This is a genomic window from Streptomyces sp. NPDC017676 (genome assembly GCF_044329325.1).
Taxonomy (GTDB): domain Bacteria; phylum Actinomycetota; class Actinomycetes; order Streptomycetales; family Streptomycetaceae; genus Streptomyces.
Map to the genome: position 1 here is coordinate 187,167 of NZ_JBIRJA010000018.1, position 18,686 is coordinate 205,852.

Consider the following 18,686-nt stretch of genomic DNA (forward strand, 5'->3'; position numbering starts at 1 on the left):
GCAGAGGATGAGGGCCGAGCCAACGGCCCAGAAGCGCTCGACGCCGGCTCCTCCTGACCTCCTGATATGCCGGCCCCTCGCCCGCCAAAGGGTCCGCTGGGCCCCCAGCCGGCCCTGACGGAGGTGCTGTTGGAGGAGCCGGTCGCCGGTCTCGTCCCGCCATCGTTCGCCGATCGCCTCCAGCCAGGGCGCGCTCGACGATCCCTCCGGGTGGTCTGGCATCCCGGGAGACGCCATCGCCATCGCCGACGGCCGCGCGGGCGGTGCCGGTACGACTGCCGACGTCTCGCGCTCCACCGGCGACGCCATGCCGCCGGGTGCGCGGTGCACCCGGACCGACGGGGCGGGGCAGTACGGGCATCAGCGGGGCTCCCTGAAGGAGATGTCGGTCGCGTCCGGGGGGCATGCCTGTAGTGCCCCAGAGGGCGGCGCGGCTACGCCAGGCGACCGTTCCGCTGTCGCCGACGAGTTCGGTCGAGGCGCCGACCAGGTCGGAGACCATGACGGAGAAACGGCAGTCGACCTCCTGGCCGGACAGTGGCTTGCGCGCGGAAGGATTCCAGGGTGCACCAGTCCAGCAACGAGGTGATGCCGGCCAGTGAGGACGAACTGCCCGTGGCCGACGGGTCATGGCCGCGGCGCTGCCGCGCAGGGCGCCTCGGGCGTACGGCGCTGGGCCTGCCGCAGGACGCGCGCCCGATCCTGGCCGGCACCGGGCCGGAGCCGCCGGCGCAGATCGCACTGAGAGCAGCTGTGGGGCTGGTTTGCTGGGGGAGCTTGTACGAGGCGGCTGCGCCGGACGGTGTCTGACACATCCGCACCGCCGGACCGGCGGTGGTCGGCGGTCGGGAGGTACACCCGTCGTCCCGGCAAGCGGACCCGGACGCTGCCGCATGCCCCGCCCGGTGATTCAGGGGCCGGTGTCGCCCGTCCGGACGACACCGGGATGCAGTACCCGCCCACTTCCGTACGGTCGTTTGCAGGGCTGGAACACCCTCCGACCTGCCCATGAGGAGGCGCGTCATGCGTCACATCAGCTCGACGCTCACCATATTCGCGGCCGCCGGAATGCTCGCGCTCACCCTTCCCGGATCGGCGTTCGCCACGAACGGATTCCTCCGCATCGACGGAGTCGTCCACAACCACCCGCTCGGCTGCTACGAGGTCGCTCGGCTGTCCACCGTACTCAACTTCACGGACGTTCCCGTCCGCGTCCACAACGTTCCGGGGTGCCAAGGCAACGTCGTCCAGATCATTCCCCCGGGGCTGGCGACGCAGGTGCCCGGGACGCACAGCATTCTCGTCGCGGACCCGTTCAGTCCCCCGAGATGACTCGCACGGCGGTGCCCGGACGCCGATGCAGCGAGAACGGTGGAGCACCGCCGCGCACGACGCCGGCGATCAAGGCTTCCGGAGCGTCCCCCGCCGACGACGACCGCGTCCAGGATGCCGGCAGTGGGGGGGGAGACGGCCCGGACGACGAGAGCGTCGCAGGGCTGAACGTGCCGGCGGTCTTCGACGACGACTTGGCCAGTGAGGTGGCCCTCGTCAGGAGTCCTCTGCGCGGACTGCTGACTTTGCTGCGCGCGGAAGCGGGGCTTGCCCACCTCTCTGACCGGTCACAGCCCTCGTGCGGAGGGACGGGACCGTGCATGGTGGCCGCGAGTGGATCAGCATGAGGTAACTGATGCCAATCGCGGTGCCGAGACGGCGCAGGCAGCCTGGGTCCGCGCGATGCCGTGTGCCGCGACGTGCTCGACTGCTGCCTCCACCAAGTGAGTCGGGATGGAGGGTGCTCCAATTCACTCACTACGCTGAGCGCCTTCGCACCTCGGGAGGTTCGGTTGGTACGGCGGAGCACGCTCGGGCAGGACTTCCGGCGGTTGTGGGCCGCCTACGCGGTCAGCGCAGCGGGCAGTGCCGTCGGCATGGGGGCGTTGCCGCTGATCGCCCTCCTGGTGCTGGGATCCTCGGCGTTCCAGGTCTCTGTGCTCGCCGCGCTGTCCGCGGTGGCCAGTGCGGTGATCGCTCTGCCATTAGGTGTGCGTGTCGAGCACCAGTACAAGCGCCCGGTCATGATCACCGCAGATGTGGCCCGCTGCGTGTTGCTGGCGAGCATTCCGGTCGCCATGGCTTTCGACAGGCTCACCTTCACCCAGTTGTGTGTCGTCGGCATTCTCCAGACGGCAGCATCCGTCGCGTTCGACGCGGCGAGCGGGGCGCACATGAAGGCGCTGGTCCCGCCCGAGCACCGTCTTCGTGCGAACAGCCTGTTCGAGACGACCAACTGGATCAGCGTCAGCGCCGGCCCGCCTGTCGGCGGGCTTCTGATCGGGGCCCTGGGCGCGGCCGCCACAGTGGGGGTCGACGCCATGTCCTTCCTCGGATCGGCCCTGAGCATCCGTCGCATCCGGCAGCCTGAACCCGCGCCACCGCAACGCGCGCCCACCTCACACCTGGGCCGTGACATCGCTGCCGGATGGCAGTACCTCCTGAGGCACCCAGGGCTGCGGCCGTTGTTCTTCAACGCGCTGCTCTTCGGCGGATCCGTCATGATGGCCTCACCGTTGACGGCCGTGCTCATGCTGGATGATCTGGGCCTGGCGCCGTGGCAGTACGGACTTGCCCTGGGGCTGCCGTGCCTGGGCGGCGTGCTGGGCTCACGTTTGGCTCCGCTGCTCAGCCGGCGATCCGGACAGCGTCGCATTCTGCTGCTGGCCGGTGTTGCGCGCACGCTCTGGACGATCCTGCTGCCGCTGACGCCCTCCGGTGCCCTCGGCGTGTGCGCCATCGTGGCCGCCGACTTCGGCCTGCTCTTCTCCGCCGGGGTCTTCAACCCCTCGTTCACCACGTATCGCATGGCGGCCACACCGGACGCGTTCATGTCTCGCGTCAGCACCTCATGGTCCGTCGGCTCGAAGGCGTGCCAGGCCGCCTTCATGATCGCCGGCGGCCTCATCGCCGCCGCAGCAGGTGCACGCGGCGCGCTGTTCATCGCCGGCCTGCTGTGCATGGCGAGCGCGCTGCTCCTGCCATGGCGAGAGGAACGGATCTCCACCGGGCATGTTCCAGCGCCCACGACGGAAGTGGTTCCGTCCCCGGCCACGGACAGTCCGTCCGCGTAGCGGTTTCTCCGGCCTGCGAGACGCGACTTCGTCGGGAGTGGGAGATTGGTGCTCGGGACCACAGTCCGCGGGCCGGTAAGGCCAAGGCGGTGGTCCTGTCCTTGAGAATGATCAGTCCTGCTGGGCTTCGAACGAACGGGACGGCTACCGCACGGATCGAGCGGGGCCGCCCGTATGAGGAACTGACGCCCCCACTGCGATCAAGCTCCAACTGATCCCTGAGGCCCCCCGCAGCGGGCGAGATGCCGCTCGGTCACACCGGACCGCCGCGCGAAGGCCTGATATCAAGGAGGGCATGGGGCACGTTTCTGGTACCCCTCCTCGCGTCTCGGCCCACGGCCTGGCCCTTACGTCCTGTGCAGTCTGCTGTCCCGGACCGAGTCGCGGATCTGCAGCTCCATCCCCCATTTCAGGTGGCGTGGTGGGCCTTTGGGTAATAGTGAAAAGGGAGGCTGTTCGGCGTCACCCCCGGACCTCAAGCCAGTGGCTGGCCAGCATCGGCCTGCAGGCACAGCACTGCCGGCTCCGGCCGAGTCGGCAGGGCCCGCAAGCCGCCGCACTCCATGGAACAGGTGCAACGCGAGCCGCAGGGCTCAGCGTGCTCGCGGTCCGTCTCCGAGTATGGACCTCGTGCCTGGACGGGTCCGCGTCACGCAGGATCTGGCCGACCGTGCGCCCGCCTTCTCGGTGCCCGACACACGCAGCGAGCAGTCGGCGTGGCCGCGTGGGACCGGCTGGTCCAGTTGGTGGCCGAGCACGGCACGACCCTCCCGGCCCTGGTCGAGGACCTCGCGCAGGGCACTCCGACCCGGGCCGAGTGCGCCGAGCTGGCCGAGCCGGCCTCCGCCCTGGGCGGCGCGCCGGGCCCTGAGGCGGAGGCGAAGGCCCAGGCGCTGCTGGAGCGCCTGGGGGCCGCTTCGCACGGGTCGCGGGCGGCCGCGTAGGACGACCGGGGTCGTGGGCCGGTTTCAGACGTAATTGCCCACAGTGGCTTTCCCTGGCCGACGGGACGTTGCCGTACCGGACGTACCGGGTGATCATGAGGGCTTTGGGCAGGCGCGGGCCGGGAGGGATGCCGTGGGCTTGGGCGCGGAGGGCCGCCGGGGTGCGGAGCGGGGTGGCTGGGACGATCTGGGGCCGGGAAAAGGGCTGCGGAGATCGGCGGACGTGCTCCACTGGGGCGGCTTGGTCGGCGTCGTCGTCGGGTGGCTCGGGCTCTGCGCGCGGGTGGCCATGCCCCGTGCATGGGACGGGCCGTGGTGGCAGGCCGCCGCCCTGATCGGTGCGGGGGGTGCGGCAGCCGCCGGAGCTGTGGCGATCGAACGGCGCATCCGGCGGGTCAAGCGCTTCCACGCCTACCGGGAGATGTTGGAGAACCCAGCCCCGCACCCGGCCGAGCCGGGTGCGGACCCCAGTGTCTTCCGGCTGCTGTCGCCGCTCCACAGCCCGGTACCCTTCCGCGACCGCGACGACGAGCTGGCCCGGCTGCGGCGCTGGTGCGAGGACGAGACCGATCCGCACCCGATCATGCTGCTCGCCGGTGACCGCGGCGTCGGCAGATCACGGCTGGCGCTGGAACTCGTGCGGGCGCTCGGCGATTCCTGGACCGCCGGGCGGTTGCTGCGCGGCGCCGGGCAGCTGTTCCCGGCGTTACGCGACCGGGCCAGGCCCGCGCTGGTCGTGGTGGACGATGCCGACCTGCGATCCGACGTCGACAGCCATCTGCACTCGCTGGTGCGCGCGGACGTCGTCCCGCTGCTACGGGCGTTCGGTGCGCGCCTGCACGACACGACGCCGGTGCGCCTGCTGTTCGTCGTCCGGCACGCCGAACGCTTCCGTGCCGTGGTCGGCGAGGAACTGGAGTACTCCCGAGGCGACTCCGACGTGCTCCGCCTCCTCGCCAACGCGCCCGTATTGAATCTCGCGCCACCGGTGCTCGACCGGGCCGTCCAGGCCGAGCGCCACGCGGAGGCACAGGTCGCCTTCACCGCGGCCCTCGCAGACACCGCGGGCACCGAGCGGGCGGACGGCACCGAGGCGGCTGGTGCCGGTACCTCCTTGGGCACTGCCGACGTCCGGCCCGAGCGGCCTCTCCTCCAGACCACCCTCGATCTGCACGCCCAGGCCCTCGTCACCGCGCTGACCGGTGAGCCGGTGCCCGCAGTCCCCCGGCGTTTCGAGGAAGTCGCCGGTGTCCTCTTCGAACGGGAGCGCCGGCGCTGGCGGCGCAGCGCCGCGTCGTTCACCGGACCGGGCGTCCCCGCACTGCACGGCCTGCCCGACCACCCCGGCCTGCCCGAACGCGTCATGCTGGCACTGCTTTTGACCGGTCATCGAGAGTACGTCATCGCCTCACACATCCTCGAACGGCTCCCCGAGTTCGCGGGGCTTGAGGAGGAGCGGATCCGGTCCGCGACGTACGCCTGGGTGACCTGGGCCCTCGCGCTGCACGGCGGGACGCACCAGGCCGCCCGCATGGCGGAACCCTGGATCGGACCGGAAGCCTTCACCCACTGGTTCCTGACAACACGGCTGCGCGTCGAGCCGGAGCTGTTCGACCGCCTGTCGACAGGACTGAACGTACACCGGTCCGAGCACCTGGCGGGCGTGCTCGGCCGGGCCTGCGAGGACTTCCCCGCGGCGGGCGAGATCCTGCAACGGTACGTCGCGAGCCACCCGTCGACACACGGATACCACGCCGTGCGCGGCGCCAGGGTGCTCGCCCGTCCGGAGCGGGTGGACCCCTGGATCGCCGAGGGTCTGCGCAAGCTGGAGCCCCGGTCCCGCCCCGCCCTCAGCGCCCCGGTTTCCCGCGACTTGTACAACCTGGCGCGGCAGGCCCTGCCCGAGGTGGTGCCACGGTCCCACGCCGTGCTGATCCGCGCGTACGAGCGCACCCGCCGGGCCGAGGAGAAGCAGGAGCGACAGCGCGGGAGGGAACTGCGGCGCCGGGGGCGCGGTTCGCGCACCTGACCGCGCCGCGGCCGTGCCGTCCGCCGGGCCCACAGCATCCAACCCCGCGCACACCGTGCTCTCACCAGCGTCGGCGGATGACGAAGGACGCAGCAGCGCTGACGAACTGTGCACGGAACTGACGGTATTGATGAGCAGGTCCTCCTCGATGATGCTGAGGGCAAGGGTGACGCGACGCATTCCGGCCACGCGCTGCGCCCCCACCGCGTTCATCGCCACCCAGACCGATGACACCCGTCCCATCGCGGCCCAGCTGTGCCTGCGACGCAAGGACCGCGTCCACTCCGTGATCACCGTCATGGAACCCGCACAGCGCGACCTGGCAACCGGGCACGCCCTGCTGCACAGGCTGCGTGAGGACCCGACCGGCGAGGGGTTCACCTTGCTCGACCTCGGCGGCTAGCGCCTCGACCCTCCCGTCTGCCTGTTCGGGTTGGCAGGAAGCATCTTCTCCAGCAGGGTGGGCGCGGCGGGGTGCCGAGCGGGGTACGGACGTCCGCTTCCATCTGCGCGGCGCGTTCGGTCGGGCAGGCGCCGAGCACGAGGTCGGCGAGGCGGGCGAGGCGGGGGAGTCTCCGGCGCGGGCTCGTCGGTCACCAGGCGCACGGCGAGCACGGGGGCCTGCTACGCGCGCGCCCACCTCACGGCCAGGCGAAGTGTCGTCCCCACCGCCGCACCCCCGTCCCGTAGACACCGTGGGGGAATCCGGTCCGCTGGGCCGAGGCACGATAGCGGGCACGTTCAGCGTGCTTGTTGTCGCCGAGAGCGCGAACAGGCGAGCATCGGGATATGCCGGGCCACGGTAGTTGGCGCCGGGCCACGCCGGTTGGCATCGTCCTCGCTCATCTGTGCCAGGATTCGAGGGTGGAGATAACCGATGTGACGCGTGCGATCGCGGCTGCGACTTCGGTTGCCGCGTCGCTCGGCCTGTCAGCCGATGATGCAATCGTTCTTCACAACTCGAACAAGCTGGCACTGCGGCTGACGCCATGCGACGTCTTCGCCCGGGTCGCCCCTGTGGGACAAGAGGTCGCACAGTTCGAAGTCGAGCTTGCTCAGAGGCTCGCCGAGGTCGGATGCCCGGTGTGTCCCCTGGAGCCTCGGGCGGAGCCGCGTGTGCACACGCGCGAGGGCTTCGCAGTGACGCTGTGGACCTACTACGAGCCCGTGACACCCCACACCTCACCAGCCGACTACGCCAAGGCGCTGGAGCGGCTGCACGCCGGCATGCGCAAGGTCGATGTGCCGAGCCCGAGGTTCACGGACCGGATCATGGAGGCGGAAGAAGTCGTCACCGCCCCGGACCGCTCGCCGGGGCTCGCCGACGCGGACCGCGTGTTCCTGAGCAGCAGGCTGGCAAGCCTGCGACGGGCGATCGACGACCGCGGCGCCGTGGAGCAGCTGCTCCACGGCGAGCCGCATCCAGGCAATGTGCTCAGCACGAAGAACGGCCCGTTGTTCATCGACCTTGAGACGTGCTGTCGTGGACCCGTCGAGTTCGATCTCGCCCACGCTCCCGAGGCGGTCTGCGAGCACTACCCAGGCGTTGACCAAGGGCTGCTGGACGAGTGCCGGCAACTGGTCATCGCGATGGTCGCCGCGTGGCGGTGGGAACTCGGCGACCAGTTCCCGAACGGGAGGCGATTCGGAGAGGAATGCCTGCGCCTGCTGCGCGAGGGTCCTCCTTGGCCGACACTCGACACAGTGACCAGGCGACTGAACGGTCTGTAGAAGCCGCCGAAGACCCCCACACGCTCAGTGGCCGCCGCGCGGCTCGAAACAGCCCGATTCCAGGAACCGGCCGTTGACCTGGACTTGGTAGTTGGTCGACTGCACGAACGCGGTCACACAGGCATCGTGACGGACGTTGAGGGCGATGCTGGTACCTGGGTTGCCGCCGGGGTCGTTGGCCTGAACGAAGAGCGTTCCGCGCCCCCGCTCGCTGTCCGGGCCCCCGTTTCGGTAGCCGAGCTTGAGCAGCGCCATGCGCACACTCCCGGCATCCCATGTCTTGGCAGTCCAGAGCCGCTTGAGGACGGGCTCGATGCGGGCAGCCTCCGTGCGGGCGGCCTCCTCACTGGCGGGGGACATCTCTTCGGGGATCTTGAAGCCGTTGTTCTCCTGGTAGTGCGGGGCTCCGTCGTGGGAGTCGGGCTCCACGTTGCCCCGTGCCGGGCCGACGGGGGAGCCGCTGTGTGAAGGGGAGCCGGGGCCGGCCGCCGTCGGTCCTGTGTGCTCCTGGCCGCAGCCGGTCAGGGTCATGGCAGTGCCCAGTAAAAGGCCCGCAGCAACGTATCTCGGTCTGGGTATCCGCATGAGGAGGACTCTGCCACAGTACCGATGTGGTCAACGCCCGCCCCGCGAAAGCCGAAGCCGAAGCCGGAGCTGTATGCGAGATCCGACCGCACCATGCAACCTCGCACGCGAGGTAAAGCTACAAAGTGTAAGACTCGCCCCGCAGAACAGATGCGCACGGACGGGCCGGTACTACGGCCCCTGCTGGACCTCGCCCGCGCGCCGCACACCGCCGTGGTCACAGCCTTCTACGGTGGGCTCAACCGGCCGTAGGGGCTGCGTCGTTGTGGCTCCGCCATGTCGATGAAGCGCGACTGTGCTGTTGCAGCCCACTGTTGTGCGAGGGCTTCGGCATGGCGGTCCGCGTCGCACAGTATCCAGGCCGGCTCCTGGATCTCTTCGCTCTGCCAGGACGGGGATCGCACCCTGCCCGCCTGGCGATCGGCCCCGGCGCGTCCGGGCCATTGCTGTCCATCGCCGCGGGCACCGGCATGTAGCCCGCTGCCCTGATCTCGCGGAACCGGGTGGTGCAGGTGTCGAGGCTGTCGCTGCCGTAGGGGCGGCGAGCAGCGACGAGATGCCCGTGGAGGCTGGCGTCCCGGGCCGCGGCACGCAGCGGCTCCACCAAGTCCCGGTCGCGCAGAACGTCCCCGCGGACCGCCGGCACCGCGTCCGGGTCGAATCCTGTCGGCCGGCTCGCGGCCTGCGCGGGAGGACAGGAAGGTGTGCTCGGCCAGACCGAGCTGAGTGGCCAGGCGGTTGCCTCCCTGAGGAATGCGGCATCGACGATCGTGAGGGTCTCGCCAATGGCGGCCGCGATTCCCACGGCCGACGCCACGAGCGTCTCCCGCCCCCCCGTGCCCTGCTCCTCGTAGACGACCAGTCCGCCCCGGCCGTCGATGACTGCGTCCGACGCAGTCGCGGGTCACGGGGTGCTTCAACAGGCCGGCGTCCGGCATCTGCCTCTCCCCCATTTTCGGCTGCGTTGTGCCGGTGGGCTGTGCACCCTGCCGGCATGGGAGGCCATCGGGCCGGCGGTTGCCGAGCCCGTGAGCTGCCCCTTGGGGGGGACTGCGATCGCCAGCCAGAGTCCGCGCTTCTGGAGTGCGGGGCAGAGCCTTCAACGCCCAACCCGCGCAACCGACCGCGGACATCACGCACACAAACTCAACTGGTCAGAGCGAGGTGCTCGCTCATCGCGGCGGCACAGAAGGCCAGTGCCGCGACGCGACAGCGGCTACGGTCTGCGTCGCCGCACTCACCCGGTATCCCCGTCCGGACAAGCCGATCGCCGAGAGGAGTACGCAGAGGCTTCCTTCCACCGACGGCCCGAGGGCCCGCATGCGGTGCAGGAAGCTGGCGGCCACGTCCGTGATGACGCCAACGTTGCACGATGCTCACGAACCGCACAACGCCCCACCCTTCGTGAACGACTACTCGCGATGCTTCGACGCCGCCCGCCGAGTGGCGAAAGAGCGCCGCTGACCATCCACTGGAGGACCGGTGGAGGCTCAAGATCGGCTCAACTCGCTGGAATTCGCCCCTGCCACGATGGATCCTCCTCGACAGGACCAGGCACACCAAGGGGGAACAGCGATGAAGACCTTGTTCAGGCGAGTCGTGATGCGCTCGCGCACGAACGCCGCTGTGTGATTCAGGCGGCGCGCGGCGTACGGTCCAGCTAGGGTCTGTCGCGAAGTGGATCTTGTTCGTCGGTGATCACGGTCGAGCGAAGAGTGTTGCCTGGGCTGCCGCGTTCGTAGGATTCCGGCATGGCGGATGATGAGCATGAGCAGGCCGTGCAGGCGGCCATCGACGGAGAGATGCGGCTTCTCGATCCTGCGGTGCGAGCTGTCCCAGCACGGGTTCTGGAGCTTCTGGACCCGGAGTTCACCGAGTTCGGTGCCTCTGGACGCCGATGGGATGTCGAGTCGATCCTCACGGTGACGAGCGGCGGCTCGGTGTCTGCGGAGTCTCCGGTCAAGGTCAGTGAGATGTCTGGCGTCGTCCTTGCTCCGGGTGTCGTTCATCTGACGTACTTCGCCGACGACCGGGGCCGTCGAGCATGGCGGAGCTCTTTGTGGCGCCTGACGGAGACGGGCTGGCGAATGTACTTCCACCAGGGCACTTCGACCGCTTGAGAGGATCACCGTGCGCGAGGGCGGCGGTCGTCCAACTGACCGGGGCGGCTCCAGGTGACCGCCGCAGGTGGTCTCCTTGCGCAATGTCTACCGCAATACCCTGGCGCGACAGCACCGTGCACCCCCTGCTCTCCTACCCAGGCGCTCCGGTGACCGGGCAGCGCGGTGAGGGGGCGCCGACGCGTAACACGACCTCTACGACTCCTGATCCCCGGGCTCGCCGGTCTCCGCAACTGACGCAGGAGCCCGCTCGGAACCGGCCGTTACGGGAGGAGCACCCGCTGGACGGGGACCCCGGCAGTGCTCGCCCGCAGCTCCAGCGGCAACACCTCGCCGGTCCGGGTGACGAAGGACGGGCACAGGTCGGGCGGCGGGACACCATCTGCTGGTCGCGGACCTCGGTGGCCTGGTCGTAGTGGCGTGCTGTGTCGGCAGCCATCGGGGCGCTCATCAGGCCTGCCCCGTCCGGCAGTTCCAGCGTGCGAAGCCCTTGTCGGCACGGAGCTTGACCGGGCTTCGGCGGCGCGGGCCGCGTCGGGAGCGGAGGGCCGGGATCCCGCGCACGAGCGGTTCCAGGCTGAGGTTGTCGTGCATGTCGGCGGCGGGGACGTCCAGGGACAGTGGGCCCACGCAGGTACCCGTACGTCGTCGGTGAGGCGCGATCCGGGACCGTTGTGTGGGCAGAAGGATGGAGAGACAGCCCGGGCCGGTGCGCTGGGCGACGACAACCGTGACACGGCATCGAGGAGGACGACAGCGGCCGCAACCGTCACCGCAGGGGCGATCGCCTGTGCGGCCCGCCGTGCGACGCACGCGCCGCTCGGCACCGCCCCGGACACCTACATGCCGCCGGGGCGCACCGCCCACATCCCCGGCCCCCGAGCGCAGACAGGAGACCGCCCGTGACCGCCATACCCCAGGGCCGTGACTGGACCCGTATGCAGCGCGCCGACTTCGACGACTGCGCCCCGCTCGAACTGGTCGACGCGTCCGTGTGCCGGCCGGTACCCGCCGTTCCCGACGAATGCGGGACGCAAGCACTGTTCGGGAAAGACCCCAAGCCCGAGCGTCCCCGCCGCACCCGCACACCGGCCCCGCCACCCGCCGAGAACACCGACACCCTGTTCTGAGCCGGTCTTCGAGTGCGGACCTTCCGGCTGGGTGCCCTGTTCACCGCCAGGGAGGAGTGGGCGAACCGTCCGGGTCCAGCCCGTACGGCCACCATCTCCGCGTGCTGTCGTGCACAGCCAGACGGCGTCCCTGTCGGGGGGCATCGACCCGTCGGTCCGGTCCATGGACCTGAGGCTGGCCGTCGTCGTCTCCGTCACCGACGCGCTCAGCGCGATCTGCGGCTCGTCGTCCGGAACATGCGACCCCGACAACTCCCCCTACAAGCCCGGCGTGGACAGCGACGCCCTGTTCGGCTCGCCCTACCCGGTGATCAACGCCGACTGGCGGTGGAACAAGGTCGGTCCTGCCGCGCACATGGACAAGCTCGCCGGGATCGGCGTCTCCACCTATGTGGGCGGTGGCCGCCGTTGCACTGGGTGCCCCAGGCGGAACCGTCGCCGTAGTCGACGTAGTGGTACGGCATGCCGAGCGCGTCCATGCTGTGCTTGACGTGCTGGGCCGCGCCTTCGAGCCAGAACTCCGGTTCGGTGGGGACGCCGCCGCCGTCAACGCCGGCTGCCGGGAACAGGATCTGCGGGACCTGATCCCCAGGCTGGAGCGGGCGCTCGCCTCCTGACCGTACGCACGCGCGCGACGAGGACCGGGCCGGCTGCCGCCTCCCGCGCGGCGGCCGGCCCGTCCGGCGTCCGCGCGCCGCGCCCGCCTCACCGCACCATGGCTGTGACCTGCACGCGACCACGTCTCAAGCCCATACCGCCCCGACCGCGGCATGGCCTGCGGCAGCCGCCCGGCCATAGAACCCTTGGAGGCCCGAGGGCATACAGCGGCTCGAACTCGGCCCCCGCCGTCCGGTGCCGCCGGGATCGGACGTGCGGCGATCCGGGAGGCGAGGACGGTGACCACTTCTGAGCTTGCCACGGGCTCGCGTCCCGCTACTCGGACGGTGCGGCTCCGGGCCGGGCAGCCGGCCCCGGCGGTCCGCTCGTGCCAAGCGTCGTGAATGTGACCGTCATGTCCGCCGCTGATGACGATGAACAGGCGCGTTCAGCGTGGAAGGCGCCCTGTTCCCGGCAGCTGGAAGCCCCTGTCGGCGACCTCGGTTCACGGAATGCGTTCACTGAGAGACGGATAGTCTGCCTCCATGGGTGAGGGGACCGACGAAATCGGCGTGGATCTCGACCGTCGGGGCTGGGGTGCCACGCGCTCCTGGGCGGAGAAGGAACTGGCCGCGACGGAGCGCATCGAAAAGGTCGAGCGGCTGCGCGGCGGCTGGACGTCGGAAATGCGCCGCCTGGATCTCTGCGGTCCGGATGGTCGACGCTCACTCGTCCTGCGGTCCTTCGTCAAGCCGTTCTTCGTTCGGCATGCAGAGGGCCTGTTGACCCGTGAGGCGACTGTCCTGCGCCTGCTCGGTGACACGGACGTGCCCTCGGCCACGCTCGTGGCGGTGGATGCGACGGCGCAGTACTGCGATCACCCCTCCCTGTTGATGTCCCTGTTGCCGGGGACCGTGCGCCTGGGCGATCAGGGTGCTGATGAGCGCGCTGAACTGCTGGCCCGGCAACTGGTGCGTATCCATGGGTTGCCAGTGACGGCGCGACAACGGCCTCGCGTCTATCAGGCCTGGACCTCTCCGGAGCAGGTGACTGTGCCGGCAGCCACCGAACGGCCTGAACTCTGGCAGCGCGCTGTCGACGTCATCCGCCGCGATCCCCCGCCCTGTCAGGGACGCTTCCTGCACCGGGACTTCCATCCCGGCAACGTCCTCTTCACAGGCACCGACGATGATCCTCAGATCAGTGGAGTCGTCGACTGGGTAGAGACCTCGTGGGGACCGGCCGACTTGGACGTGGCTCATTGCTCGACGGCTCTGGCCCTGCTGCACGGGGTCCCCGCGGGCATGCGCTTCGCCGATCGCTACGTCGCCGCGGGAGGAACCTTGGCCGAAGATGGCACCGCCCATCTCTACTGGCGACTGCTGGACGCGCTGGGTTTCGCCCCGGACGCGGAGAAGGTCGCCGTCCCCTGGCGTGAACTGGGCCGCGTCGACCTGACCGCCAGTGTCCTGGCTCAAAGGCTGGAGGGATACATCGAATCCCTCTTCAGCCGCTATGCCTGAACCGGCGTCCCTGGGGTGAACGCCTACGAGGACGCACAAGGATGAGACGTCCCACAAGTTCAGCAACTGGCTGATGTACAGGACCCCGGGGAGAGTCGCGTTCGCCCGGTTCGATCACGGATGCCGTGGAGGGTGAGGACGGCTTCGGCTCGGGTGTGGGCGCGTCCGCCCCTGCCGACGTTGGCCCAGCCGGGGCTCCGGCCTTCTGCACCTCCTCGGCCATGGCGAGGACCTGCGAGGTCGCGCAGAGCGCCGATGCCCGCCATGACGGGGGTCCCGTCGGCGGCCCCGACCGCGATCTTCACGGCGTGGCCGCGCTCCTCGGGTGAGGTAGGCGTAGCCGCCAGTGGAACCGAGAGCACCGACCGAGTCGACGCCGGCGGCCTCGCGGCTCCGGCGGTTCGGGGCCGCGGCGAGGACCGGCGCGGCCAGGGTGTACAGGGTGCGCCCCAGCGCGACGCCGCGCGGCACCGGCGGACAGGATCCTGGACCTGAGCAGGGACTCCATGACACCAGGGCCAGCTCCCGCCGGGATCGCTGCCTCGCGGTCTCCGCGAAACACGTCGGTGTCGCTGCATTCCGCTTGTCGCGCCTCCAGCGTTGTGACACCCGCATTGCGATCACGTGACAGGCTCCCGGGAGGGCTGGCGCGGAACATGATCACAGCCGAAGAATCAATGCTGGTCGGCGTGCTCGCCCGATGCACAGAGCCCGACTGCCGCTCGCACGTCCATCACCGCTTCACCAGGCGGCGTGTCCTCCGCCCTCAGAAAGTGTCAGGCTCATGCCACATCCCGGCACACTCTCGCCGGTCCCCCGCGCTGCCCCAAGCGTCGGGATCCGCTTGCCCAGGGGGGCGGGCTCGTGATCCGCCACCTGACGCGCAAGGCCGCAGGTTGGCTCGTCATGATCGTCGTCGCCACCAACGTGACCTATCTGCTGGCCGCGTGGTTCCTCGACCCGAGGTCCAACTACCGGGGGCTGCGGCCGGTCCGCACCGAGGAGCAGATCGATCACGCGCTGGCGCCCTACAACCTGGATCCGCGGGTTTCCCTGGCGGACCGGTGGGGGCACTGGTTCAGCAACGTGCTCCTGCACTTCGACTGGGGGAAGTCCCCTGTCGGGGCGTCGGTCAACTCGGAGGTCGGTTTCCGGGTCGTGGTCAGCGGCCAGCTGGTCACCGCCGCGACACTGCTGTCCGTGGTGGCGGGTGTGGCGCTGAGCGTGTTCACCGCCTCCCGGCAGTACGGGTGGTGGGACCGGACGACGCAGCTCGTCTCCGTGTTCCTCTTCAACGTCCCGGCGGCTGTCGCGGCGCTGGCGGTCGTCTTCGCCGGGATCTGGCTGAACCAGCACCTCGGCTGGCGCCTCCTGTACGTCGCCGGGGAGAAGTCCCCGGACGTCAGCGGACTGTGGCCGACGGTCGCCGACCGGTTCCGGCACCTCGTCCTGCCGACGCTGAGCCTGACCCTGCTCGGCTACGTCGGCTACCACCTGACCCAGCGCTCGCTCCTGTTGGACAACATCAACTCGGACTTCGTACGCACCGCCCGCGCCACCGGCCTGACACGTGCCCAGGCGATCCGTCGACACGCACTGCGCGCCTCACTGATCCCTACGGCGACATCCGTCGCGTTCAGCATTCCGGCGATCTTCACTGGCGCGGTGATCACCGAGACCGTCTTCGGCTGGAACGGCATGGGCCAGTACTTCGTCCAGACCATCGCCAAGAACGACGTGCACGGTGCCGTCGCCGTCGCAGCCTTCGGGGCCGGCATGACGGCGATCGGTGCGATCCTGGCCGACGTCGCGGTCGTCGTCCTCGACCCCCGAGTGCGGGTGAGGTGACGTGGCGACCACGGTGCCCCCCCTGCCCGAGCCGCTCGATCCCGGCACGACGAAACCAGCTCCGACGGCCCGTGCGGGCGGCGGACGACTGTATCTGCGACGGTTCGCCCGCAACCGGCCGGCGCTGCTGGGAACCGTGCTTCTCGTGCTGCTGGTCCTCTTCAGCGTGTGCGGCGGTTCGCTCACCCGCTTCTCCTACACCGACGTGGACTTCACCGCACTCACCCAGCGCCCCGGTGGCACGCACTACTTCGGCACCAACCAAGGGGGCAACGACGTCTACGCCGAGGCCGTCCACGGTCTCCAGCGCTCCCTTGTGATCGCCGTCAGCGTCTCGGTACTGACGATCGTGCTCGCCGCGGTGATCGGCGCGGGTGCCGCGTACTTCGGCGGCCGCGTCGAAAGGCTGACTCTGACCGTCATCCACTTCCTGCTCGTCGTGCCGTCGTTCCTGATCCTGGCCCTGGTCTCGCATCACCTCGCCGGGGACTGGCGGGTGCTCATCCTGGTGCTGACCGTCTTCGGCTGGATGTCGACGGCGCGGGTCATCTGGTCCGTGTCCACGTCGCTGCGCGAGAGGGACTACGTGCTGGCTGCCGAGTTCATGGGCGTGCGGCCGTGGCGGATCATCCTGCGGCACATCATTCCCAACCTCGGTTCCCTGCTCATCGTCAACCTCACCCTGGGAGTCGTCGCCACCGTGCTCAGTGAAACCGCCCTGTCGTTCCTGGGGTTCGGAGTGCAGACACCCGACGTGTCACTGGGCACGATGCTTGCCGACGGATCCGGCACGATCACCACCGCACCGTGGCTGTTCGGCTACCCGGCAGCGCTGGTGGTGCTGCTGACCCTGTCCATGACGCTCGTCGGGGACGGCCTGCGCGACGCGTTCGACCCCAGCTCGACCACCGGTGCACGCGGAGGCCGGCGATGACCGTGGCGACCCCGGGGACGCACCCGCCGACCGGATCCACCGCGACAGCACCGGTGCTGTCCGTTCGCGGCCTCAACGTGGCCTTCCCCTCGGAGGCCGGTCCGGTACAGGCCGTGCGCGAGGTGAGCTTCGACGTCCTGCCCGGACGGACGCTCGGCATCGTCGGTGAGTCGGGGTCGGGCAAGTCCGCGACGGCGATGGGCGTCATGGGCTTGCTTCCGGAGACCGCCCAGGTGTCGGGCGCAGTGCTGCTGGGCGGCCGTGACCTGGTCGGGCTCGACGACCGTGAACTGTCCGCGGTGCGCGGCAAGGACATCGGCATGGTTTTCCAGGATCCGCTGTCCGCCCTGACCCCGATCTTCTCCGTCGGCAGACAGCTGTCCGACGCGCTGCGCGTGCACCAGGACCTGACCCGGCAGGCCGCGTGGAAGCGCGCCGTCGAGCTGCTGGACCTGGTCGGCATCGCCGAGCCGCACCGCAACGCGCGTGCCTTTCCTCACGAGTTCTCCGGGGGCATGCGCCAGCGCGTGGTGATCGCTCTGGCGATGGCGAACTCCCCGTCGGTCATCGTCGCCGACGAGCCGACCACCGCCCTCGACGTGACGGTGCAGGCGCAGATCCTGGACGTGCTGCGGACCGCCCAGACCGAGACGGGCGCCGGCCTCGTACTGATCACCCACGACCTGGGAGTGGTCGCCGGGTACGCCGACGACGTCGCCGTGATGTACGCGGGCCGGATCGTGGAGCAGGCCGGCGCCGACGAGCTGTTCGCGCGGCCGACGATGCCTTACACGATCGGGCTCCTCGGCGCGGTGCCCCGGCCCGAGGCACGGGCGAGCGGGCGGCTGGTGCCGATCGGGGGTGAACCACCGTCGCTGGTGGGGCTCTCGGCAGGATGTTCCTTCGCTGACCGCTGTCCCGCCGCAGTGGACCGCTGCCGCAGCCAGGAGCCGCCGCTGAGCGCGCTACCCGGACACGGTCAGGTCGCCTGCTGGCGCGCCGATGACATAGCCGACGGGAACCCGGCGGCGAGTTCGCTGTTCTCGCCGCCCGGAGCGGCGGTCGAAGAGCACCGCCCCGATCGGCGTGCCCCCGGTGAGACCGTGCTGCGGGTCGCCGAACTGGCCAGGACGTTCCCGATCACCAAGGGGGCGTTCCTCAAACGCCGCGTCGGCACGCTGCACGCGGTCAGCGACGTCAGCTTCGAGCTGCGGGCCGGTGAAACCCTCGGGCTCGTGGGCGAGTCCGGCAGCGGCAAGACCACCACCCTGCTGGAGATCATGCGGCTGAGGCCGCCCGGGCACGGCCTGATCGAGATCGCGGGCACCGACGTCGCCGCAGCACGCTCCACCGAACGGACACAGCAACTGCGCCGCACGGTGCAGATCGTCATGCAGGACCCCATGGGATCGCTCGATCCGCGGCTGACCGTCTTCCGGCTGCTCGCGGAACCGCTCCAGGCCGTCGGCACGGACCGGGACGCCGTCCGGATCCGTGTGAAGGAACTCCTGTCCCTCGTCGGGCTGGACGCATCGCTGGCGGACCGTTTTCCGGCGGCTCTCTCGGGCGGCCAGCGCCAGCGCGTCGCGATCGCCCGAGCCCTGGCGACCGAACCGCGGATCGTGGTCCTGGACGAACCCGTGTCCGCCCTGGACGTGTCGGTCCAGGCCGACGTCATCAACCTGCTCACCAGGCTCCAGCACGAACTGGGCCTGGCGTACCTGATCGTCGCCCACGACCTCGCGGTGATGCGACAGGTCTCCGACCGCATCGCCGTCATGTACCTGGGACACATCGTCGAGAGCGGTGACACCGAGGACCTCTTCACACACGCCCGACACCCGTACACCGAAGCCCTTCTGTCGGCGATCCCGGTGCCCGATCCGCAGGTGGAACGCTCTCGCGAGCACATCGTGCTCAAGGGCGAGCAGCCCAGTGCGTCGCGTCTCCCGCGAGGCTGCGTCTTCGCCGACCGCTGTCCGCTGTACCCGCTGCTCGACGGCGGGACACAACAGCGCTGCCGCACCGAACGGCCCCTGCTGCGGCCGGCGGCATCCGGAACCGACCACCGCCACGCCTGCCACGCCCGCTGACCGGTTCCTACGCCTTCCGCAGCGGTG

At 70.0% G+C, this 18,686-nt stretch carries 15 protein-coding genes and 1 pseudogene; 14 read left to right on the forward strand and 2 right to left on the reverse strand.

Translation table 11 applies throughout. The annotated features are described in order from the left end of the window. Nucleotides 1-1,023: 1,023 nt before the first annotated feature. The 6 genes from ACH4LD_RS33535 (at nt 1,024) to ACH4LD_RS33560 (ending at nt 7,829) form a co-directional block, all read left to right on the forward strand. A complete protein-coding gene (locus tag ACH4LD_RS33535; protein ID WP_398057792.1) occupies nt 1,024-1,332 on the forward strand; it encodes a hypothetical protein in 309 nt (102 codons plus the stop codon). 512 nt (nt 1,333-1,844) lie between these two features. Further along, entirely contained in the window at nt 1,845-3,125 is a 1,281-nt protein-coding gene (locus ACH4LD_RS33540) for an MFS transporter (protein WP_398057791.1), read from the forward strand. A gap of 716 nt (nt 3,126-3,841) precedes the next feature. Next, on the forward strand, nt 3,842-4,069 hold the full coding sequence (locus tag ACH4LD_RS33545) for a hypothetical protein (protein ID WP_398057790.1): 228 nt from the start codon (nt 3,842-3,844) through the stop codon (nt 4,067-4,069). Between the two features lie 289 nt (nt 4,070-4,358). Beyond that, nucleotides 4,359-6,098, forward strand: a complete 1,740-nt coding sequence (locus tag ACH4LD_RS33550) for a hypothetical protein (RefSeq protein WP_398057789.1) — start codon at nt 4,359-4,361, stop codon at nt 6,096-6,098. Between the two features lie 166 nt (nt 6,099-6,264). Continuing rightward, nucleotides 6,265-6,501, forward strand: coding sequence for a GNAT family N-acetyltransferase (locus tag ACH4LD_RS33555; RefSeq protein ID WP_398106204.1), 237 nt, complete (start codon nt 6,265-6,267; stop codon nt 6,499-6,501). Nucleotides 6,502-6,962: 461 nt separating this feature from the next. Then, nucleotides 6,963-7,829 (forward strand): phosphotransferase enzyme family protein, encoded by an 867-nt coding sequence (locus tag ACH4LD_RS33560; RefSeq protein ID WP_398057787.1) that lies wholly within the window; start codon nt 6,963-6,965, stop codon nt 7,827-7,829. Nucleotides 7,830-7,853: 24 nt separating this feature from the next. On the opposite strand, the gene ACH4LD_RS33565 is transcribed toward ACH4LD_RS33560, so the two are convergent. Next, nucleotides 7,854-8,360, reverse strand: coding sequence for a hypothetical protein (locus ACH4LD_RS33565; protein ID WP_398057786.1), 507 nt, complete (start codon nt 8,358-8,360; stop codon nt 7,854-7,856). Nucleotides 8,361-10,165: 1,805 nt separating this feature from the next. Between ACH4LD_RS33565 and ACH4LD_RS33570 the strand changes: the two genes are divergently transcribed. Continuing rightward, the gene (locus tag ACH4LD_RS33570) at nt 10,166-10,534 is read left to right on the forward strand and encodes a DUF4440 domain-containing protein (RefSeq protein ID WP_398057785.1); all 369 of its coding nucleotides are present in this window, start codon (nt 10,166-10,168) and stop codon (nt 10,532-10,534) included. Between the two features lie 450 nt (nt 10,535-10,984). Here ACH4LD_RS33570 and ACH4LD_RS33575 read toward each other — a convergent pair whose 3' ends face one another. Next, nucleotides 10,985-11,164, reverse strand: a complete 180-nt coding sequence (locus tag ACH4LD_RS33575; protein WP_398057784.1) for a hypothetical protein — start codon at nt 11,162-11,164, stop codon at nt 10,985-10,987. A 272-nt stretch (nt 11,165-11,436) separates the two neighbouring features. Between ACH4LD_RS33575 and ACH4LD_RS33580 the strand changes: the two genes are divergently transcribed. The 7 genes and pseudogenes from ACH4LD_RS33580 to ACH4LD_RS33610 all read left to right on the forward strand — a co-directional run bounded on the left by ACH4LD_RS33580 (nt 11,437) and on the right by ACH4LD_RS33610 (nt 18,659). Next, a complete protein-coding gene (locus tag ACH4LD_RS33580; RefSeq protein ID WP_398057783.1) occupies nt 11,437-11,664 on the forward strand; it encodes a hypothetical protein in 228 nt (75 codons plus the stop codon). A gap of 100 nt (nt 11,665-11,764) precedes the next feature. Then, nucleotides 11,765-12,067: pseudogene (locus tag ACH4LD_RS33585) on the forward strand (esterase); the annotation flags it as partial. A 79-nt stretch (nt 12,068-12,146) separates the two neighbouring features. Next, a complete protein-coding gene (locus ACH4LD_RS33590; RefSeq protein ID WP_398057782.1) occupies nt 12,147-12,281 on the forward strand; it encodes a hypothetical protein in 135 nt (44 codons plus the stop codon). A 525-nt stretch (nt 12,282-12,806) separates the two neighbouring features. Then, a complete protein-coding gene (locus ACH4LD_RS33595) occupies nt 12,807-13,784 on the forward strand; it encodes a phosphotransferase family protein (RefSeq protein ID WP_398057781.1) in 978 nt (325 codons plus the stop codon). An 864-nt stretch (nt 13,785-14,648) separates the two neighbouring features. Further along, on the forward strand, nt 14,649-15,632 hold the full coding sequence (locus ACH4LD_RS33600) for an ABC transporter permease (RefSeq protein ID WP_398057780.1): 984 nt from the start codon (nt 14,649-14,651) through the stop codon (nt 15,630-15,632). Between the two features lie 22 nt (nt 15,633-15,654). Continuing rightward, nucleotides 15,655-16,566 (forward strand): ABC transporter permease, encoded by a 912-nt coding sequence (locus tag ACH4LD_RS33605; protein ID WP_398057924.1) that lies wholly within the window; start codon nt 15,655-15,657, stop codon nt 16,564-16,566. After that, nucleotides 16,563-18,659 carry a dipeptide ABC transporter ATP-binding protein gene (locus ACH4LD_RS33610; protein ID WP_398057779.1) on the forward strand — a complete coding sequence of 699 codons (2,097 nt, stop codon included), beginning with the start codon at nt 16,563-16,565 and terminating at the stop codon, nt 18,657-18,659. Before ACH4LD_RS33605 ends, ACH4LD_RS33610 begins: the two co-directional genes overlap by 4 nt. Nucleotides 18,660-18,686: the final 27 nt, after the last annotated feature.

What these genes read in the sequence shown, in the direction of transcription:
- ACH4LD_RS33535 (WP_398057792.1), top strand. Translation starts at nt 1,024, where the DNA reads ATGCGTCACATCAGCTCGACGCTCACCATATTCGCGGCCGCCGGAATG.
- ACH4LD_RS33550 (WP_398057789.1), top strand. Translation starts at nt 4,359, where the DNA reads ATGCCCCGTGCATGGGACGGGCCGTGGTGGCAGGCCGCCGCCCTGATC.
- ACH4LD_RS33565 (WP_398057786.1), bottom strand. Translation starts at nt 8,360, where the DNA reads ATGACCCTGACCGGCTGCGGCCAGGAGCACACAGGACCGACGGCGGCC.
- ACH4LD_RS33570 (WP_398057785.1), top strand. Translation starts at nt 10,166, where the DNA reads ATGGCGGATGATGAGCATGAGCAGGCCGTGCAGGCGGCCATCGACGGA.
- ACH4LD_RS33595 (WP_398057781.1), top strand. Translation starts at nt 12,807, where the DNA reads ATGGGTGAGGGGACCGACGAAATCGGCGTGGATCTCGACCGTCGGGGC.
- ACH4LD_RS33610 (WP_398057779.1), top strand. Translation starts at nt 16,563, where the DNA reads ATGACCGTGGCGACCCCGGGGACGCACCCGCCGACCGGATCCACCGCG.